We start from the raw sequence: 19,644 nt of genomic DNA, 5'->3' as shown, positions 1-19,644 counted from the left end.
TACCCAACAATAGAAACTTTTTAGCCCCAATCTCGCCCAAGTTGGCTGTGATATTCGCTCCAGTAGGACAATTGTGCCCGGTCAAAGCGCCCGGCACGGGCAAAGCCCAAGGTAGACAAGACGACAGAACGTCGACGCGACCTTAGGTTAAGCCATTGATGTAAAGGACAAAAGGTCATGAGCAGCAGTATGCCCCAGCCCGAAGCAGCGCCGATTGTCGCCTGTACCATCAGCCGCGATGTGCAAAACTTCGACCTGTTGATTGAGGATATGGAAACAACCCTTGGCGAAAGCTGGGGCGATCTTGGATTTGCCGAAGCGCTGGCTTTTTTTGGTCAGCCTGAAGCCGAAGCGATGGAGTTCGTGGCGCTCGCCATGGATGAGACCGACGAAGAGAACCTCGTCTTGATGGGGGAGATCATTTCTCAGGCCAAGGCCCGCAACATTTCGGTCATCTTGATCGCGGAAGACGTCACCCCCGCCGCCCTGCATTCGCTTCTGCGTCAGGGTGCGGATGAATTTGTCCCCTACCCCCTGCCCGAGGGCGAGTTGGCCCAGGCCATCACCCGCCTGCGCAATGGCAGCAGCGAAGCCGCGCCAGAAGTAGCGGAGGCCAGCGGCCCGCAGTTAAAAGCCGGCGCGCAGAAAGACGGTGCGCTGATCGTGGTGCATGGTTTGGCGGGCGGCACCGGTGCCACCACGCTGGCGGTGAACCTGGCTTGGGAACTCTCCATGGCAGACAAAAAGAACCCACCGTCGGTCTGTCTGCTGGATCTTGATCTGCAATATGGCTCGGTCGCGACCTACCTTGATCTGCAACGGCGTGAGGCGGTCTATGAGATGCTGTCGGACACCGAATCGATGGACGAGGAAATCTTTGGCCAAGCCCTGCAAACGTTCGAGGACAAGCTCCATGTTCTGACCGCCCCGTCCGAGATGCTACCGCTTGATCTGATTACCAATGAAGACGTCGAGCGTATCTTGAGCATGGCACGCAATCAGTTCGATTATGTCATTGTCGATATGCCCTCCACCTTGGTGCAGTGGTCCGAGACCGTGCTGTCCAGCGCGCATATCTATTTCGCGATGTTGGAATTGGACATGCGCTCGGCCCAGAACGCGCTGCGCTTCAAACGGGCGCTGCAATCCGAAGAACTGCCGATCGAAAAGCTGCGCTATGTGATGAACCGTGCGCCGAAATTTACCGACCTCAGCGGAAAAAGCCGGGTCAAGCGAATGGCGGAATCGCTGGGCATCTCGATCGACCTGCAACTGCCTGATGGCGGCAAGCCGGTGACGCAGGCCAACGATCACGGTCAGCCGCTTGCCAGTTCCGCCGCCAAGAGCCCGCTGCGGCGCGAAATCGCCAAACTGGCCAGTTCCATCCACGACCTTAAGGGCGATCAAGCCCAAGCGGCCTGAGCCTCTAGCGAAAGTACGTAACGATGTTTTCCAAGTACAAAAAACCCACCGGATCGGCAGCAGCGCCCAAACCGGCGCCAGCGAAGCCTGCTAAGGTGGCAAAGGTTGTCGAAGCCGCCCCCGTCGCGGCCGCGCCCGCCCCCAGTGCGGCGGTCAAACCGGCCTCTATGCGCCGCGCGCTCAAGCCCGCAGCGGCTGCCCCGGTGGATCGCGAGGTCAAGCGCAAGCAGCGGATGAGCGAGATCAAACTCGAACTGCACCGGGCACTGTTGGACAACCTTAACCTCGCTGCGCTGGAACATGCCTCTGAGGCGGATTTGCGTCAGGAAATCAACGACATCGCCGTCGAAATCCTGTCTGAAAAAAGCATCGTGCTGAACCGCGAAGACCGGATGACGCTGAACTCCGAGCTTTACGACGAGGTCACTGGCCTCGGCCCGCTTGAGACGCTGCTGAAAGACGATACCGTCAACGATATTCTGGTGAACGGCCCGCAGCAAATCTTTGTTGAACGCGACGGCAAGCTGCAACTGACCGATGTGACCTTCAAAGATGAAAGGCACCTGCTGCGGATCATCGACAAGATCGTCTCCGCCGTGGGCCGCCGGGTGGACGAAAGCAATCCTTACGTTGACGCCCGCCTGAAAGACGGCTCGCGTTTTAACGCGATGGTGCCGCCTGTGGCCGTGGACGGTTCGCTGGTGTCCATTCGTAAATTCAAGAAAGACAAGCTCGGCATCGACGATCTGGTGAACTTTGGTGCCTTCTCTGAAGAGATGGCGGCCTATCTTCAGGCTGCCGTGGCAACGCGTCTGAACATCATTGTCTCAGGCGGTACCGGCTCGGGTAAAACCACCACACTCAACGCCCTGTCGTCCTTTATCGACAACGCCGAACGTATTCTAACCATCGAAGACACCGCCGAACTTCAGCTTCAACAGACCCATGTGGGCCGGATGGAAAGCCGCCCGCCTAACGTTGAGGGCAAGGGCGAAGTTTCCCCCCGCGACTGTCTGAAAAACGCACTTCGAATGCGCCCGGACCGGATCATCGTGGGCGAGACCCGTGGCGAAGAAGTCATCGACATGCTGCAGGCCATGAACACCGGCCACGACGGTTCCATGACCACGATCCACGCCAACTCTGCCCGCGACGGGATCAGCCGTTTGGAGAACATGATCGCCATGGCCGGGATCGAAATGCCGCTCAAGGCCATGCGCAGTCAGATCTCTTCGGCGGTCAATCTCATCGTGCAGGCGTCGCGTCTGCAAGACGGCTCGCGCCGCATGACCTCGATCACCGAGATCACAGGGATGGAGGGCGAAGTCATCTCGATGCAGGAAATCTTCCGCTACCAGCGTGTGGGCCTGACGCCCGAGAACAAGATCATCGGCCATTTCACCGCAACCGGCGTGCGCAGCCATTTTGCCGAACGCTTCCGCATGTGGGGCTATGACCTGCCCTCCTCCATCTACGAACCCGTCGCGGCCCAGTAAGGAACAGTCCCATGAGTGCCGAACCCATTATCTACGGTCTGATCTTTATCGGCGTGCTGGTGCTGGTCGAAGGCCTGTACCTTGTCGCTTTTGGCAAATCCATCAGCCTCAACAGTCGGGTCAACCGCCGGCTTGAGATGCTCGAAAAAGGCGCGCGGCGCGAAGAGGTGCTGGATAAGCTGCGCAAAGAAATGCAGCAGCATATGAAGGCACGGTCGATCCCGCTTTATTCGCTGTTGTCGGATAAGGCGCAGAAGGCAGCGATTGCATTCACGCCCAAACAACTGTTGCTGATCATGGCCGGTCTGTCAGCGTTGGCCTTTCTCGGGCTGACCATCGGCACAGAAACCAGCGCCCCCGTGCGCCTGCTTTTGGCGATCTTTATGGGTGTGGGCGCCGTGTTCTTTTGGGTTTCCCATAAGGCGGGCAAGCGCATGGCGATGATCGAAGAACAACTGCCCGATGCGGTGGAGCTTATGGTGCGCAGCCTACGTGTAGGGCACCCTTTCTCAAGCGCAATTTCCATCGTGTCGAAAGAGATCCAAGACCCGCTCGCGTCAGAGTTCGGCGTGATCGCGGACGAGTCCGCCTATGGCCGCGACGTCGGCGAAGCGCTGAAAGACATGGCAGAACGGCTCGACATGCAAGACCTGCGCTTTCTCGCGGTGGCGGTGACCATTCAGCAGCAGTCTGGTGGTAACCTCGCCGAGATCCTCGCCGGGCTGGCCAAGGTCATCCGCGCCCGCTTCCGGCTGTTCCGCCGGGTCAAAGCGATCACCGCCGAGGCGAAATGGTCAGGTAAATTCCTCTCCGCCTTCCCTCTCGTGGCGCTGGTTGTGATCAATCTGGCCGATCCGCACTACTACGATGAAGTGCGCGACCATGCGCTGTTCATCCCCGCCTGTTTCGCAGTGGGCATTTTTCTGGCGCTGAACCTTTTCGTCATGCGCATTCTGACCAACATCAAAGTCTGAGGGATCGACCATGAATTTTCTCGACCAGATCAACGCCCGCATCAGCGAGACCCTCGGTCCGATGGGGCTTATCATCATCATCGGCGTGCTGGGTTTAACGCTGGTGGCGCTCACCATCGCCATGATGCTGCGCCAGCCCGAAGACCCTCTGGCCAAGCTGAAACGAACGGCTTCAGCCCCGACTGGCGATGCGACACGCCAGCAGTTGCGGCAATCGGATCAGAACGCCCAACTGCAGAAATTCGCGAAGTTTCTTGAGCCTGAGGACGGCGCCGAGCTGAGCGCGAAACAATTGATGCTGCGGCAAGCAGGCTATCAGTCCCGCGATGCGGTGCGTCTCTACTACTTCGCCCAGTTTGCTCTTGGTATGCTCGGGCTGATCGGCGGCATGGTTTATATGAACCTCCTCGGCGGCAGCGCAGGCATGACGACGCAGAAAACGATGATCTACACCATCGGCCCCGGCGCGATTGGCTACTACCTGCCGAAATACTGGGTGCGCCGCCGCGTCGACGCCCGCAAAGAGGAAATCACCCAAGGCTTTCCCGATGCGCTCGACATGATGTTGGTCTGCGTTGAGGCTGGCCAGTCGCTGGATCAATGTATTGTCCGCGTGGCCAAGGAACTCCGCGCCTCCTACCGCGCTTTGAGTGAGGAATTCGAGATTGTCGCCTATGAAATGAAAGCCGGTAAGGACAAAATTTCCGTGCTGAACGACATGGCCGAACGCTGCGGCGTGCAGGATGTGTCCTCCTTTGTGACCGTGCTGATCCAATCCGCCGCTTTCGGCACATCTATTGCTGACGCGCTGCGGGTCTATGCGTCAGAGATGCGGGACAAACGGGTGATGCGGGCCGAAGAAGCGGCAAACAAGTTGCCAACCAAGATGACCCTTGCCACTATGGGCCTGACCGTGCCGCCGCTCCTGATCATTCTGGTCGGCCCTTCGGTGCATGGCATTACGGAACTGGGCAAAATGGGAAACTAATGAAACGCTCATATCGGCGCGGCAACAGTCGCGCCGCTCTCCTTGGGGCTTTCTCTGCCCTCACATTGGCCGCCTGTTCTCCGGGCGGCTTTTCCGCGTTCGGCGGTGACGATACGTCAAAGGGGGTCTATGCCCCCGGCGTCGATCAAAAGGCAGAGGCGGTCGATGGGATCGAGGTGGGTCATAGGCTGATCGCAGCGGGACAGTATGAACTGGCGATCAAGTCCTTTAACCGCGCCGCTTTGGAACATGGGCTGAATGGAGAGATCCTCTCGGCCCTCGGCAGCGCCAATCTGGGGCTTGGCCGATTGGGTCAGGCGGAAATGCTGCTGCGTCGCGCCGTGAAAGAAGATGCCGAGGAGCCAGAGGTCTGGAACAACCTCGGCGTGGTGCTGATGGAGCGCGGCGAGACGGCAGAAGCCGAGCAGATTTTTCGCAAAGCCTATGCGCTCGATAATGGCGAAAGTGACGCAATCCGGGACAATCTGCGCTTGGCACTCGCAAAAACTGAAAATTCTGTTATGACAGAAGTCAATGAAGATAATTACAAATTGGTGCGGCGCGGCAGCGGGGACTACCTGATCCGTCTGACACCATGACCAAGGCAGAGCAGTAAAAAGGACGCAAAATGCGCCATCCCATTCTTCTGGCCGTCTGCATGGCAGGCGTCACCGCTGTGGCAGGCTGCGGTGAAAAAGATGCGAACGCCACCGTTGAGCGCGCCTTTAAGGACGTCAATGTGGTGGATGAGACCAACCTTTCCGATGTCATGCTGACCGTGGCCGACCCGAATGAAGCGGTGAGCTACTTCGCCCGTTCGGCCAAAGAAGACCCCGATCGCATCGACCATCAGCGCGGGCTGGCATCCTCCCTCGCGCGGGCCAAGCGCCGGACTGAGGCAGTAAGCGCTTGGGAAAAAGTGACCAAGATGAAAGAGGCCACGCCCGACGACAGTGTCGAGCTGGCCGATGCGCTGATCCGGTCCGGCGATTGGGCACGGGCTGAAACGGTGCTCAACAGCATCCCCCCCACGCACGAAACCTTTGCCCGCTACCGGTTGGAGGCGATGGTTGCCGACAGCAAAGAACAGTGGAAACGCGCCGACAGCTTTTATGAAATCGCCGTGGGCCTGACCACCACACCCGCCGCCGTGATGAACAACTGGGGCTACTCCAAGCTTACGCGCGGCGATTACCCGGAAGCGGAGCGGCTCTTTGCCGAAGCGATCCGGCAGGACAACACGCTTTTCACCGCAAAAAATAACCTCGTCATGGCCCGTGCCGCACAGCGTGATTATACGCTGCCCGTGATGCCGATGGAGCAATCGGAGCGGGCGCAACTGCTGCACACGATGGCGTTGTCGGCCATCAAACGCGGCGACGTGGCGACAGGCAAAGGGCTGCTGCAAGAGGCGATCGACACACATCCGCAGCATTTTGAAGCCGCCGTGCGCTCGTTGCGTGCGTTGGAAGCGGGCTGACCCATGGCGATCTCGGCCACGGTGGCCCTGTGGTTCCTGCCGTTTGTGCTGCCTTTGTGTTTTTACGTCGCGTTTACCGACATGAAACAGATGCGCATCACCAATCAGGCGGTGGTCCTCTTGGGCGTTATTTTTGTGGTGATCGGCCTCATTGTCCTGCCCTTTGACGTCTACCTTTGGCGTTTGATGAGCCTGATTATCGTGTTGGCCGTGGGCATCCTGCTGAATGCCGCAGGGGTTATGGGGGCTGGGGATGCGAAATTCGCCGCCGCCGCTGCGCCCTTCATCGCGCTTGGCGATCTCCGGCTGCTGATGGCACTGTTTATGGCAACCCTTCTGGCCGCTGCCGCCACACACCGCGCCGCGAAATATTCCCCCCTGCGCCGCCTCGCCCCGGAATGGCAAAGCTGGCAGGAAACCAAAAAATTTCCCATGGGTCTCGCGCTCGGCACCACGCTGGCGCTCTATCTGATCCTTGGGGCGCTCTACGGTCGTTAAGACAAAATTAACCCCGTCCTCTCGCGCCCCCGTTGTTTCCACATTCACGCCATATTCAGCCTCTATATCTAGGGCTCATCGCGCCGCAGCCCCTGTCTGTTTTGCAAGGAACCCGCTCATGAATGTCTCAACCACCACCGTCCTTGCGCCGCCGCCGCCCAAGCGCCTGGAAGACATGAAGCTGCCTGTCGTGATGATGCGCGACATTCTGTTGAAAACGATTTTCCGCAAGAATATCGAGATGGTCAGCGACCTTGCAAAAGCGCTTTGCCTGCCGGTGCAAGTGACGCAAGAGATGATCGATCACGCCCGCAGCCAACGTCTGATTGAGGCCACCGGCACGCTGAACGCGCATAACGGCAACGAGCTGGGCTATCAACTTACCGACGGGGGCAAAGCGCGGGCTTTAGACGCGCTGGCACAGTCGGAATATTTCGGCGCCATGCCGGTGCCGCTTGAGGTTTACCGCGAACAGGTCAAGCGTCAATCGGTGCGCAACCTGCAAATTACCCGTGCCCAACTGACCGGGGCGATGGGTCATCTGGTCCTGCCGGATAGCCTGCTTGACCACCTTGGGCCGGCGGTTTCTGCCGGGAGATCAATCCTGATGTACGGCCCACCGGGCAACGGGAAATCCAGCATCTCCAACGGCATCCGCGATGCGCTCGGCGACAAGGTCTATGTCCCCCGCGCCATCGAATACGCAGGTCAAGTTATCACGGTCTACGACCCCATCGTCCATTCCGCCGCCGAGGCCGAGGTCCAAGACCCCACCTCCCTGCGCCGTGTGACGCGGTTCGACAGCCGCTATGTTTGTTGTGAACGCCCAACGGTGATCACCGGGGGTGAGTTGACGCTTAACATGCTCGATCTCGTCTATAATCCCACCGCGCGCACCTATCAGGCCCCGCTGCAACTCAAGGCCACCGGCGGTATCTTCATCGTCGACGACCTTGGCCGCCAGCAAGAGCCGCCTCAGAGCATCATCAACCGCTGGATCGTCCCGCTTGAGGAAAACAAAGACATCCTCGCCCTGCAATCGGGTGAGAAATTCGAGGTGCCGTTTGACACGCTGGTGATCTTCTCAACGAACTACCACCCGAATGAGATTTTCGACCAAGCCGCCCTGCGGCGTATCTTCTTCAAGATCAAAATTGACGGGCCGGACCAGCAGAACTTCCTCAAGATCTTCGCCATGGTCGCCAAGAAGCGCGGCATGGCGCTGGACGAAGCCACGCTGGTGCATCTGCTCAAGGTGAAATACCCCACCATCGACAATGTCTATGCGAACTACCAACCGGTCTTTCTGATCGACCAGATGATCGCCATCTGCGAGTTCGAGGGGCTTCCCTATCAAATGAGCCCGGATCTTGTGGACCGCGCTTGGGACAATATGTTCGTCAAAGACGAAGTTATCGTAAAGTAATACCTGCGTTTTTGGGGCTGGCAGCGCAGGCCCCAAAGACTACATGACAAACATGCGCGCCCTCCCCCCAAAATTCGCTGATTGGTTTGGCCAGAACGGCTGGTCCCTGCACCCGCACCAGCAAGAGATGCTCGACCGGGCCGAGGCCCCCGCCCTGCTGCTCATCGCCCCCACCGGCGGCGGCAAAACGCTGGCGGGGTTCTTGCCCACGCTCGTCGATTTGGCGGAAGAGCCGCATGAGGGGATGCACACGCTCTACATCTCGCCGCTGAAAGCGCTCGCCGCTGACATCAAACGCAACCTCACCCGTCCGGTGGAGCAAATGGGCCTGCCGATCCGGATCGAAGACCGTACCGGCGACACGTCGCAATCGCGCCGCCGCCGCCAACGCGCCGATCCGCCGCACATCCTGTTGACCACGCCCGAAAGCCTTGCGCTGCTGACCTCTTACGACGACGCCGCCCGCACCTTTCGCGGGCTGAAACGTGTGGTGATCGACGAAATCCACGCCCTCGCAGAAAGCAAGCGCGGCGATCAACTCATGCTGGCGCTGACCCGGTTGCAAGCGCTCTGCCCCGATCTCAAACGCGTCGGCCTCTCGGCCACTGTCGAGGACCCCGCCGCCATCGCGCATCTCATGGCCCGCCACCCCGACCCCTGCGAAGTGCTGCTGGCCGACCCCGGCCCCGCGCCGGACATTCAAATGCTGCGCACCGAAGAAGCCCCGCCCTGGGCTGGTGGCGGCGCGGCCTATTCCATCCCGGCGGTGCTCGACCAAGTTCGCCAACACAAAACCACGCTGATCTTTCACAACACGCGCGCGCAGGCCGAGATCTTCTTTCACAACCTCTGGCTCGCCAACGAAGACGCCCTGCCCATCGCGATCCACCACGGCAGCCTTGACCGCGCACAGCGCGCAAAGGTCGAAGCAGCCATGGTGCGCGGCGATCTGCGCGCCATCGTCTGCACCGGCACGCTGGACCTCGGCATCGACTGGGGCGATGTGGACCTCATCATCCAAATCGGCGCGCCGAAGAACGTCAAACGCCTCGTGCAACGTATTGGTCGCGCCAACCACCGCTACAACGCGCCTTCCAAAGCGCTCTTGGTGCCCGCCAACCGTTTTGAAGTGGTTGAATGCGTTGCGGCGCTAGAAGCCGTGCTCGAAGGCGCATTAGACGGTGACGCGCCGGGCCCCGGGCCTCGCGATGTGCTGTGCCAACACATCCTGATCACCGCCTGCGCTGGCCCCTTCGACGCCGACGCACTCTTCGCACAGATCCGCTCCGCAGGCGCCTATGCCACCCTGTCACGCGCGGCCTTCGATGCCTGCCTCGACTTCTGCGCCACCGGCGGCTATGCGCTGCGCGCCTATGATCGCTGGCAACGGCTGCTGCAACGCCCTGATGGGCTGTGGCAACTGCGCGACCCGCGCAGCGCACAGCGCATTCGTATGAACATCGGCACGATCCAAGACACCGATAAACTCAAAGTCCGGATGCAACGCAAACGGGGCGGTAAACCTTTGGGCGAAATCGAAGAAGGCTTCGCCGCGACCTTGACCAAAGGTGACACCTTCCTCATCGGGGGCCAAATCGTGCGCTACGAGGGCCTGCGCGAAACGGTGGTCGAAGTCAGTCGCAACGCCGCGAAGAAGCCCAAAGTGGCGACCTTCGGCGGCACCAAATTTGCCACCTCAACGCAATTGTCGGCCCGCGTACAGCAGATGTTCACCCAAGAGCAGTGGCCCGAACTGCCCCCTCACACAGCCGAATGGCTGGCCTTGCAACGCGAGGTCAGCCAGCTGCCGCAACCGGGTGAGTTGCTGGTCGAAAGCTTCCCCCACGACGGGGCCGAACAAACTGTCTTCTACGGCTTTGCCGGACGCAACGGACAACAAACGCTTGGGCTCCTGCTGACCAAACGCATGGAAGACCTCGGCCTGCGCCCGCTGGGGTTTGTGGCGACAGACTACGCGACACTGATCTGGGGGCTGGACCCCGTGGACGACCCGGCGCCTTTGCTCGACTCCGCTGCCCTGCACGAAGGTCTCGACAGTTGGCTGGCGGGCAACGCCGTGATGAAACGCACCTTTCGCGCCGCCGCGACAATCGCAGGCCTTATCGAACGCAACACCCCACAAGCGCGCAAATCCGGCCGGCAGACGACTTTCTCAAGCGATATTCTTTACGATACGTTACTGCGCTACGAGCCAGACCACCTCATGCTCGAGATCACCCGCGAAGAGGCGCTCCGCGGGCTGGTCGACTTTGGCCGGATCGAAGAAATGCTGTCCCGCATCGCCGGACGCATCGAACACCGCCGCCTGCCCCGCGTCAGCCCCCTTGCCGCGCCGTTGTTGCTGGAAATGGGCAGAGTACCGGTTGAAGGCGCAGCCCAAGAGCGGATGCTCGCTGAAGAGGCTGCGCGGCTAATGGAAGCATCCGGCCTCGCGCAACTGACCCCGCCGCCCTCGAATATCCCCCGCCGGCGGGACGTTTCCTAAAACACGGGCCGGACGAGGGTCGATCTGTTGTGCAGCGGTATTTGAAAAAGGATGAAGATGGTTAAGCGTTTTTTAACCATACGGACGCATTCTAATCACGCGGTACAGGCTGCGGAGCCGATGACCGCAAAGGATGAAGGCGCGTCTTGTGTGGGGCAGCAATCCGGTCACAGGGCGCGCTTTCTACATTTCATCCTTTCTTAAATACCGCTGCGCCTTCCTCACCACGCGCAGAACGCTGCTTTTGGCCCCTTGCCAAATCAGCGGCAGTTGCAGATGAACAAAGGATGAACGGGTTAGACTTTACATTCGCGGGTGCAGCGCTGACGGCGCTCGGATCTGGGGCTCTCTGGTGGCCTGCGCAAAGCCTGCTTTGCGTCAGTGATTTACATCTGGGGAAGTCTGAGCGGCTTGCGCGACGTGGGGGGGCGACCCTGCCCCCTTATGAGACGCGTGATACGCTGAACCGCCTGGCTGCCGACCTTGCCGCGACCGAACCGCGCCATGTGGTTTGTCTAGGCGACAGCTTTGACGATCTAGGCGCCGCACAGGCTTTGCCGGAGCAAGAGCGGCTTTGGATTATGCGTTTGCAAGCCGGGCGGCAGTGGGACTGGATTGAGGGCAATCATGATCCCGGCCCTGTGGGACTGGGCGGCACGCATCTTGCGGAACTCGCGCTAGGCCCGCTTACCTTTCGGCATATTGCTGATCCCGCGCAGCGGGCTGAGGTTTCTGGGCATTACCATCCAAAAGCCTCGGTCTATGCCCGCAAACGTAGCATTTCTCGGCCTGCCTTTCTTTTTGACAGTGACCGGCTGATCCTTCCGGCCTATGGCACCTATACGGGTGGGCTGGGTAGCGGGTCGCAGGTGCTTTGTGGTCTGATGCAGCCCAATGCCTGCGCGATATTGACCGGGCCTCAGCCAGTGGTAATCCCGATGCCAAGAAGGGCCAGTTGATGACAGACATAGAACAACGCATCCGCGATAGCTTTGCTGCGCAGACGATGATGCAGACTTTGGGCGCCGAGGTCATTGACGTATCTGAAGGGTTGGTCCGGGTCAGCGCCCCTGTCTTGCCCTTGGCGCGACAGCAGCAGGGGGTGGGCCATGCCGGGCTTACGTTTTCGATTGCCGATTCTGCGGCGGGCTATGCGGCGCTGACCATGATGCCGCCCGAGATGGATGTGGTGACGTCTGAAATTAAGATAAACCTGCTCGCCCCCGCCCGCGGTGACCGGTTGATCGCCACCGGCCGGGTGGTCAAACCCGGGCGGCGGCTCTGTGTGGTGACGGCTGAGGTGCATGCCGTTGCGGATGGCGAAACCCGCTTGATCGCCATTCTGCAAGGCACGATGGTGCCGGTAAGCCCTTCTTAGACGGTCAGCCCTTCCGGCTCTTCCAGACCGTTCGCGCGGCAGCAGGCTGTTACGGTATTGGCCAAGAGGCAGGCGATGGTCATCGGCCCGACCCCGCCCGGCACCGGGGTGATCGCGCCAGCACGGTCTTTAGCGCTGTCAAAGTCGACATCGCCGACCAATTTGGTCTTATCGCCGGTCTCGATACGGTTGATGCCCACGTCAATGACAGTGGCCCCTTCCTTGATCCAGTCTCCGGGCACCATTTCAGGCCGTCCCACAGCCGCGACGACGATATCTGCGCGGCGCACAACATCGGGCAGGTCGCGGGTGCGGCTGTGCGCCATTGTGACGGTGCAGCTGTCGCCTAGCAGCAATTGCGCCATGGGTTTGCCAACGATGTTGGAGCGCCCGATCACCACGGCGTTCATCCCTGACAGATCCCCATGGTGATCGCGCAGCATCATCAGGCAACCGAGTGGCGTGCATGGCACCATGCTCTTTTGTCCTGTCCCCAATAGGCCAACGTTGGAAATGTGAAACCCGTCGACGTCCTTGGCCGGGGAGACCGCGTTCACGACACGTTTCTCGTCCATATGCTCTGGCAGCGGCAGTTGTACGAGAATGCCGTGGATTTCAGCATCATTGTTCAGATCATCAATCAGCTTGAGCAGCGCGTCCTGCTCTGCCGTTGCGGGCAGTTTGTGCTCAACGGATTTCATCCCCACTTCGCGGGTCATCTTGCCTTTGGAGCGGACATAGACCTGACTGGCCGGGTCCTCGCCGACCAGAACCACTGCAAGACCGGGGGTAATGTCGTGGTCAGCTTTCAGCCGTGCGACATGGCCTGCTACGTTTTCCCGAACTCTGGCTGCAAAAGCCTTACCGTCGATGATTGTCGCTGCCATATCCATCTCTCTTTCGCCAATGCTGGGGTTGATCCCGCCCTACATCACCGCGGCAGGGCGGGTTTGCAACCCGTCTTAAAACAGCCCTTCCACATCCCCATCAGCGTTCAGTTTGATCGCCTCGGCCGAAGGGACGCGCGGCAGGCCCGGCATCGTCATGATTTCACCGCAGATCACTACAACGAATCCCGCGCCGGCGGACAGCCGCACTTCACGCACCGGGACCGAAAAGTCTCGCGGAGCGCCGCGCAGGTCGGGGTCGGTTGAAAAACTGTATTGGGTTTTGGCCATGCAGACCGGCAGGTCGCCGTAGCCTTGGTCCTCCCAATCTTTCAACTGGTTGCGAATTTTTTGATCGGCGAGCACCTCGTCAGCGCGGTAGATGCGTTTGGCGATTGTCTCGATCTTGCGAAACAGTGGCATGTCATCGGGATAAAGCGGTGCGAAATTGGCGCTGTCGCCATCGGCGATCTCGGCCACGCGCTGCGCCAGATCGGCGGAACCTTCTGAGCCTAGTTCCCAATGCCGCGACAGGATCGCCTCGGCCCCCTGCGCGGCCACGTAATCTTTGACTGCCTGCACCTCGGCGTCGGTATCGGTGACAAAATGGTTGATCGCCACGACCACCGGCACACCGAAGGATTTCACGTTTTCGATATGTTGGCCCAGATTGCCGCAGCCCTGCATGACGGCGTCGACATTCTCGGTCCCTAGATCGGCCTTGGTGACACCGCCGTTCATCTTCATCGCCCGCACGGTGGCGACCACCACGACGACAGAAGGCGCGAGCCCTGCTTTGCGGCATTTGATGTTCATGAATTTCTCGGCGCCAAGATCCGCGCCAAAGCCGGCTTCGGTCACCACGTAATCGGCCAGTTTCAGCGCCGTTGTTGTGGCAATGACCGAGTTGCAGCCGTGGGCGATATTGGCAAAAGGTCCGCCGTGAACGAAAGCCGGGTTGTTTTCCAAGGTTTGCACGAGGTTGGGCTGCATTGCGTCTTTGAGCAGCACCGTCATCGCACCGTCGGCTTTGATGTCGCGCGCATAGATGGGGCTGCGATCGCGGCGATAGGCGACGATCATCGCGCCCAAACGCTCTTGCAGATCCGCCAGATTGCGCGAGAGACAGAGGATCGCCATAACCTCAGAAGCGACGGTGATGTCGAAACCGGTCTCGCGCGGGAAACCGTTTGGCACGCCGCCAAGCGACGCTGCGATTTGGCGCAGTGCGCGGTCGTTCATATCAACCACACGCCGCCAGACAACGCGGCGGGTGTCGATCTCAAGCTCATTGCCCCAGTAGATATGATTGTCGATCATCGCGGCCAGCAGGTTATGCGCCGAGGTGATCGCGTGGAAATCGCCGGTGAAATGCAGGTTCATCTCTTCCATTGGCACGATCTGCGCATAGCCGCCGCCCGCGGCACCGCCCTTCATGCCAAAGTTCGGCCCAAGAGAGGCCTCGCGGATGCAGACGGCTGCTTTCTTGCCGATCCGGTTCAGCCCGTCGCCGAGACCCACGGTGGTTGTGGTCTTGCCTTCGCCCGCCGGTGTGGGGTTGATCGCGGTAACGAGGATGAGCTTGCCATCGGGGCGGTCTTGCACACTGTCGATGAAGCTCTGGCTAACTTTCCCTTTGTCATGGCCATAGGGCAGCAGGTCGTCACTGGAGAGGCCCAGTTTCGCGCCGATCTCTTGAATAGGGCGTTTTGCTGCTTCTCGTGCGATCTGAATGTCGGTTTTAAAAGCCATGGGAATCCCCTGTTGCCGGTTACGGTGATCTTGATGAACAAGACTTACAGGCACAAGTCCCGGTGCGAAGGCGGTATTTCCGACACTCAAGCGCCGCGAAACGGCGTGGGCCTAGTCCAGATGCGGCCAAACCGGTTGATTGGGGACGAAAAGCCGCAGGCTGTCGCCGATAGCGAGCGGTCCTTCGCGTTCGACCCAAGCAGTCACGCCGCGCTTGCCTTGCGCGGCGGCTTTGAACCCTTTGCCATGGCCGGGCGCCTCACTCTCAATCTCACGCGCGGGGAGATTGCAGGGACCGTTTTCGATATCCACGACCAGCGTGGTGCCTTGGCTGTTTTGCAAACGCGAGCCGGGCGGGACCAGCGTGAAATCTGGGATGTCTTCTAGGACAATCGAGGCCCCAAGCAACGCGGGATCGAGCGCTGGCAGGTCAATGGCCCGTACAATCTGCGCCATCTCTTCGGCAGAGAGAATGGAAAGCTGGCGCGTGTTGCGGATCTCCGTCCCCTTGGGATGCAGGTTGCGCACGCGGACGCAGGCGGGACGGGTCAGCCCGGCGTGAAAGTCGCCTTCGAACCCGGCATAGCTCGCAAATACCTCTGTCATGGGAGCCGAGCGAATGTTCCGGCGATCTTGGGGGACCATGCCCAACCAGATGATCCGGGCGGTGTAGTCGGTTGCGCGTAGCTCAGGCATCTTGCTGTCCTTGAAGGGCTAAGTCGGATCGGCAAACTTAGGGCTATTGCCGGGTCAGATGCACCTTAAATCCGCCACCGCTGAGCGACGCTTTGGCAAGTCTGCCTGCCGTATAGACCAAGTCCATGCCGAAGGATTTGAGGTAAAAGGGGGAGACATAGCCCGGCCCCATGACGACACGGTAGGACATGTCGCACAGGACAGAGGCACCGTCTTGACTGACTGCTTGCGTGGCGATCTGAACGACGCGGCGTCCATCGTAGAGGGCAAGCGGAGATGGGCAGCTTTTGGCATTCGCAAGCGCCGCAAAAAGCTCAGGTGGAAAGAGGACCCCGGCGGGAACTGCTTTGGCCTCCGACAGTTGCGTGATCTCTGAGGTTGGGGTGATTTTCACCGAGGTGACCTGCCCCTCCGTCCGCGCAATCGCGATGTCGCGGGTTTCGCTGCCCCGGTTTGAGCCGAGATAGTTGACCGAACCGCCCGCAGACCGGGTAGCCGCGTTGAAGGTGCCGTTTTTGATGCCAAAAGGCGCATTGTCGAGCGACAAGAGAAACGCGGCATCTTGGCTTTGGCCATTGAACTCCAACGTGCCAAGCTGACGCCCAGCTAAAGCCACAGCATAGGTTTGCGGCTCGGCCGCAACCGGGCCGGCGAGAAGAGTGGAGAAAGCGATGAAGGCAGAAAGGATACGTCGCATAAGACCCGTCAGGTTAAGACATTCGGCCCTGTCTAGCGCGATGCCAGCCGCGAGGCGATAGCTGAGTTCCGGCCCCCCAGCCCGATGAGCGGATCATTACGAAAAGACCCCGCCGAAGCGGGGTCTTTTGGGTGGTGTCAAATTTAGATCAGACAGACGGTTCAGGCTCCATCCCGCCATCCTTCGGCGGGGTTTTCTTGCCCTTCGCCTTGGGGATCGCGGTGACGCTCGGTGTGCTGCCCGCGTCGGTGTCGCCGTCGCCCGAATCGTCGGAGGGCGGCAAGCCGTCCATGACGCGTTTGATCTCATCACCGGTCAGGGTTTCATATTCCAGCAGCCCTTGGGCCAGACGCTCGAACTCCACCTCTTTCTCGGTGATGATCTTCATCGCGTGATCATAGCCGTCTTGGATGAACTTCTGGACTTCTTTCTCGACCAGTTCCTTGGTGTTGGCCGAGACGGAGAAACCAGCGGTGTTGCCCTGATAGCCCTGCGCGGCTTCGGAATAGTCGATATTGCCGACCTTATCCGACATGCCCCATTGCAGCACCATCGCCCGTGCCAAGGCGCTCGCTTGCTGGATATCGCCCGCCGGGCCGTTGGACACGGAATCGGGGCCGTATTTATGAATTTCTGCCGCCTTGCCCGCCATGGCCATGGCCAAGCGCTGGTGACATTCATCCTTGAACATGTTCAGGCGGTCAATCTCCGGCAGGCTCATCACCATACCAAGCGCACCACCGCGCGGGATAATCGTGGCTTTATAAACCGGGTCGCATTTCGGCAGGGTCATACCTACCAACGCGTGACCAGCCTCGTGATAGGCAGTCATTTCCTTCTGCTCGGCGGTCATCACCATCGAGCGGCGCTCTGGCCCCATCATGACCTTGTCCTTGGCCTGTTCAAAATCGACCATGGTGACAAAGCGACGGCCCACACGAGCAGCCATCAGCGCGGCCTCATTGACGAGGTTCGCCAGATCCGCACCAGAGAAACCGGGCGTGCCGCGTGCGATGATGCGCAGGTCAACGTCCGGCCCCAGCGGGGTCTTGCGGGCGTGGACCGAAAGGATTTTTTCGCGGCCCTTGATGTCGGGGTTCGGCACTGTGACCTGACGGTCGAAACGGCCCGGACGCAGCAGTGCAGGGTCGAGCACGTCACGGCGGTTGGTCGCGGCGAGGATGATGACACCCTCGTTGCTTTCGAAACCGTCCATCTCGACCAGAAGCTGGTTCAAGGTCTGCTCACGCTCGTCATTGCCGCCGCCGTAGCCTGCACCCCGGTGGCGACCGACCGCGTCGATCTCGTCGATAAAGACAATACAGGGCGCGTTTTTCTTGGCCTGCTCAAACATATCGCGGACACGGGATGCACCGACGCCGACGAACATTTCGACAAAGTCAGAACCGGAGATGGTGAAGAAGGGCACGCCCGCCTCGCCCGCAATGGCACGCGCGAGCAGCGTCTTACCAGTACCCGGAGGGCCAACAAGCAGCGCGCCTTTGGGGATCTTGCCGCCAAGGCGCGAGAATTTCTGCGGGTTGCGCAGGAATTCGACGATCTCTTCAAGCTCTTCCTTGGCCTCGTCGATGCCCGCAACATCGTCGAATGTCACCCGGCCCTGCTTTTCGGTCAGCATCTTGGCCTTGGATTTGCCAAAGCCCATGGCGCCACCTTTGCCGCCGCCCTGCATGCGGTTCATGAAATAGATCCAGACACCAATCAACAGCGCGATGGGCAGCAGCGACATCAGGAAGGTCTGGAACCCAGATTGTTCCTGCGGGCGGGCCTTCACCGGGATGTCATTATTGATCAGAAGCTGCGTCAGCTCCGCATCCTCAGGCTTGATCGTCAGGTAGTCAGACCCATCCGCCGCGCGGAACCGCACTTGCTCGCCATCAAGGGTCACATTGCGCACATCGCCATCCTGCACAGAGGTGACAAACTCGGAATAGCTGACCTCGTTATTTTGCAGTGAGCCGCTGGAACCGCTGAAAAGATTGAACAGCGCCAGCACCAGCAGCATCAGGACAACCCAGAAGGCGAGGTTACGAACATTTCCCAAGGAAATTCTCCTAAATTCACATAGCCGCAAGCAAGTCCTGCGGCCCAAGGGGCGCCCGTTAAGACAACCACCACACTAAGATAGACATGATGCGCTCATGTTCAATGCGATAATGGCGCGGTTTTGAGCCACCCCGCATCGCGTTCAAGCTGCACATGCCATTTCTCGTCTAGCCCGGCAAGGGGCGCTGCAAGCAGCCGGTCGCCTTGCCAGACCGAGGGGGTCGACAGCAGCACCGCACGTGGGCGGCCCGTTTCGCGCCAAGCTGGGCATTGCGCCAGTCCTTCAGGGCCCAAAACGCGCAGTTCTGCGCCTGCGGGGGCCGCTGCCTTGGTCGTCGCACGCCAGCGGGTATCCCAAATGTGATCAGCAGGCACGACATGCTCGCGCACGGCGTTATATTCACGAAATACCCAAATCTCTCCGCGCCGTAGCAGCACCTGACAGCCATCCAACGTCGCCCCCTGCCCCTGCGCCAAGCCAGCGATCAAAGCGGCGACCGGGTTGCGGCGTGGCGTATAGCGGCTGCCGCTGATCCAGCCCAAGGCACGCAGGATTAAACGACGACGAATCTCGACGGGTTCGGCGAAAAACGCCTCGGCGCGGGCGACGACCGCCCCTGCCTCAATGCGCAGAATTTCGCTCGCAGCGCGGTCGGTCTGGTGGTCCAAAGCGGCGCGAACGCTGGCCATATTCTCAGCCACCTCGGCCAAGGTCTCTGCATCAATCCCTAAAGGCGCCAATCCAGCAAGACATTGGCGGGCTCGGATGCGGCTGTAGTGAAGATCGTCATTACTGGGGTCATCGATCCATTCAACGCGGCTTTCGCGCAGATAGTCGCGCAGAGTGTCGCGTCTGACGGCCAGAAGCGGGCGCAGCCATTGGATGTCGTGACGGGTACTCTGTGGGGCCATGGCCGACAGCCCGTCGACACCCGCACGCCGCGCCAGCCGCATCAGCACGGTTTCGGCCTGATCATCGGCGGTATGGCCAAGCGCTACACAAGGCAACTGTCGCCGTTTGGCCCAATCGGCCATCAACCGATAGCGTGCTTGGCGCGCGGCATCTTGCAGGTTGCCCTGACCGTCCCAGTCGCGCCAACGCAGGGTTTCATGCGCCAAGCCGAGCGCCGCCGCATGACGCGCCACAAAATCCGCTTCAACCGCTGCCTCGGCACGCAGGCCATGATCGACGGTCACCACCTCCAGATGACTGCCCGCCGCGCGGAAAAGGCCTGACAGCAGCGACAGCAAAGCCATGGAATCGCCCCCGCCCGAGACAGCGACTCCCAGCCGGGGTGGCAACCCGCCGCCCAGCCCCGCGATGAGCTTTTCCGCCAGTCCCGCGGGGTCCGTAGCGGCGGAGGTGGTCATGGTCAG

General features: G+C 60.2%; 17 protein-coding genes. 11 read left to right on the top strand and 6 right to left on the bottom strand.

Translation table 11 applies throughout. The features are described from left to right. The first annotated feature begins 177 nt into the window (after nt 1–177). The 11 genes from HTT03_RS11455 (at nt 178) to HTT03_RS11405 (ending at nt 12,168) form a co-directional block, all read left to right on the top strand. Nucleotides 178–1,422, top strand: coding sequence for a CpaE/TadZ family protein (locus HTT03_RS11455; protein WP_174859911.1), 1,245 nt, complete (start codon nt 178–180; stop codon nt 1,420–1,422). A 23-nt stretch (nt 1,423–1,445) separates the two neighbouring features. Beyond that, nucleotides 1,446–2,918: a TadA family conjugal transfer-associated ATPase gene (locus HTT03_RS11450; RefSeq protein WP_174859910.1), complete on the top strand. Its 1,473-nt coding sequence runs from the start codon at nt 1,446–1,448 to the stop codon at nt 2,916–2,918. Nucleotides 2,919–2,929: 11 nt separating this feature from the next. Continuing rightward, nucleotides 2,930–3,892 (top strand): type II secretion system F family protein, encoded by a 963-nt coding sequence (locus tag HTT03_RS11445; RefSeq protein ID WP_174859909.1) that lies wholly within the window; start codon nt 2,930–2,932, stop codon nt 3,890–3,892. A gap of 10 nt (nt 3,893–3,902) precedes the next feature. After that, nucleotides 3,903–4,880 carry a type II secretion system F family protein gene (locus HTT03_RS11440; protein WP_174859908.1) on the top strand — a complete coding sequence of 326 codons (978 nt, stop codon included), beginning with the start codon at nt 3,903–3,905 and terminating at the stop codon, nt 4,878–4,880. Beyond that, a complete protein-coding gene (locus tag HTT03_RS11435) occupies nt 4,880–5,479 on the top strand; it encodes a tetratricopeptide repeat protein (protein WP_174859907.1) in 600 nt (199 codons plus the stop codon). Before HTT03_RS11440 ends, HTT03_RS11435 begins: the two co-directional genes overlap by 1 nt. Nucleotides 5,480–5,508: 29 nt before the next feature. Beyond that, complete coding sequence (locus HTT03_RS11430; protein WP_174859906.1) at nt 5,509–6,360, top strand: tetratricopeptide repeat protein; 852 nt, start codon at nt 5,509–5,511, stop codon at nt 6,358–6,360. 3 nt (nt 6,361–6,363) lie between these two features. After that, a complete protein-coding gene (locus HTT03_RS11425) occupies nt 6,364–6,858 on the top strand; it encodes a prepilin peptidase (RefSeq protein ID WP_174859905.1) in 495 nt (164 codons plus the stop codon). Nucleotides 6,859–6,976: 118 nt separating this feature from the next. Beyond that, entirely contained in the window at nt 6,977–8,284 is a 1,308-nt protein-coding gene (locus HTT03_RS11420) for an ATPase (RefSeq protein WP_174859904.1), read from the top strand. 52 nt (nt 8,285–8,336) lie between these two features. After that, the gene (locus tag HTT03_RS11415) at nt 8,337–10,790 is read left to right on the top strand and encodes a ligase-associated DNA damage response DEXH box helicase (protein ID WP_174859903.1); all 2,454 of its coding nucleotides are present in this window, start codon (nt 8,337–8,339) and stop codon (nt 10,788–10,790) included. A gap of 287 nt (nt 10,791–11,077) precedes the next feature. Next, nucleotides 11,078–11,749 carry a ligase-associated DNA damage response endonuclease PdeM gene (gene pdeM, locus HTT03_RS11410; RefSeq protein ID WP_174859902.1) on the top strand — a complete coding sequence of 224 codons (672 nt, stop codon included), beginning with the start codon at nt 11,078–11,080 and terminating at the stop codon, nt 11,747–11,749. Continuing rightward, complete coding sequence (locus tag HTT03_RS11405) at nt 11,749–12,168, top strand: PaaI family thioesterase (RefSeq protein ID WP_174859901.1); 420 nt, start codon at nt 11,749–11,751, stop codon at nt 12,166–12,168. The genes pdeM and HTT03_RS11405 overlap by 1 nt, the downstream gene beginning before the upstream one ends. Here HTT03_RS11405 and folD read toward each other — a convergent pair. The 6 genes from folD to tilS form a co-directional block, all read right to left on the bottom strand. Continuing rightward, complete coding sequence (gene folD / locus HTT03_RS11400; protein ID WP_174859900.1) at nt 12,165–13,055, bottom strand: bifunctional methylenetetrahydrofolate dehydrogenase/methenyltetrahydrofolate cyclohydrolase FolD; 891 nt, start codon at nt 13,053–13,055, stop codon at nt 12,165–12,167. The genes HTT03_RS11405 and folD overlap by 4 nt on opposite strands. Before the next feature lie 75 nt (nt 13,056–13,130). Then, the gene (locus HTT03_RS11395) at nt 13,131–14,807 is read right to left on the bottom strand and encodes a formate--tetrahydrofolate ligase (protein WP_174859899.1); all 1,677 of its coding nucleotides are present in this window, start codon (nt 14,805–14,807) and stop codon (nt 13,131–13,133) included. Nucleotides 14,808–14,918: 111 nt separating this feature from the next. Continuing rightward, a complete protein-coding gene (locus HTT03_RS11390; protein WP_174859898.1) occupies nt 14,919–15,503 on the bottom strand; it encodes an MOSC domain-containing protein in 585 nt (194 codons plus the stop codon). A 43-nt stretch (nt 15,504–15,546) separates the two neighbouring features. Next, a complete protein-coding gene (locus HTT03_RS11385) occupies nt 15,547–16,200 on the bottom strand; it encodes a hypothetical protein (RefSeq protein ID WP_174859897.1) in 654 nt (217 codons plus the stop codon). Nucleotides 16,201–16,348: 148 nt separating this feature from the next. Continuing rightward, on the bottom strand, nt 16,349–18,265 hold the full coding sequence (gene ftsH, locus HTT03_RS11380; RefSeq protein ID WP_174859896.1) for an ATP-dependent zinc metalloprotease FtsH: 1,917 nt from the start codon (nt 18,263–18,265) through the stop codon (nt 16,349–16,351). Between the two features lie 101 nt (nt 18,266–18,366). Beyond that, entirely contained in the window at nt 18,367–19,638 is a 1,272-nt protein-coding gene (gene tilS, locus HTT03_RS11375) for a tRNA lysidine(34) synthetase TilS (protein ID WP_174859895.1), read from the bottom strand. Nucleotides 19,639–19,644 lie beyond the last annotated feature (6 nt).

Origin of the sequence: Sulfitobacter maritimus (genome assembly GCF_013346665.1) — a bacterium.
Lineage (GTDB): Bacteria > Pseudomonadota > Alphaproteobacteria > Rhodobacterales > Rhodobacteraceae > Sulfitobacter > Sulfitobacter maritimus.
This window is presented reverse-complemented; position numbering and strand designations above follow the sequence as displayed.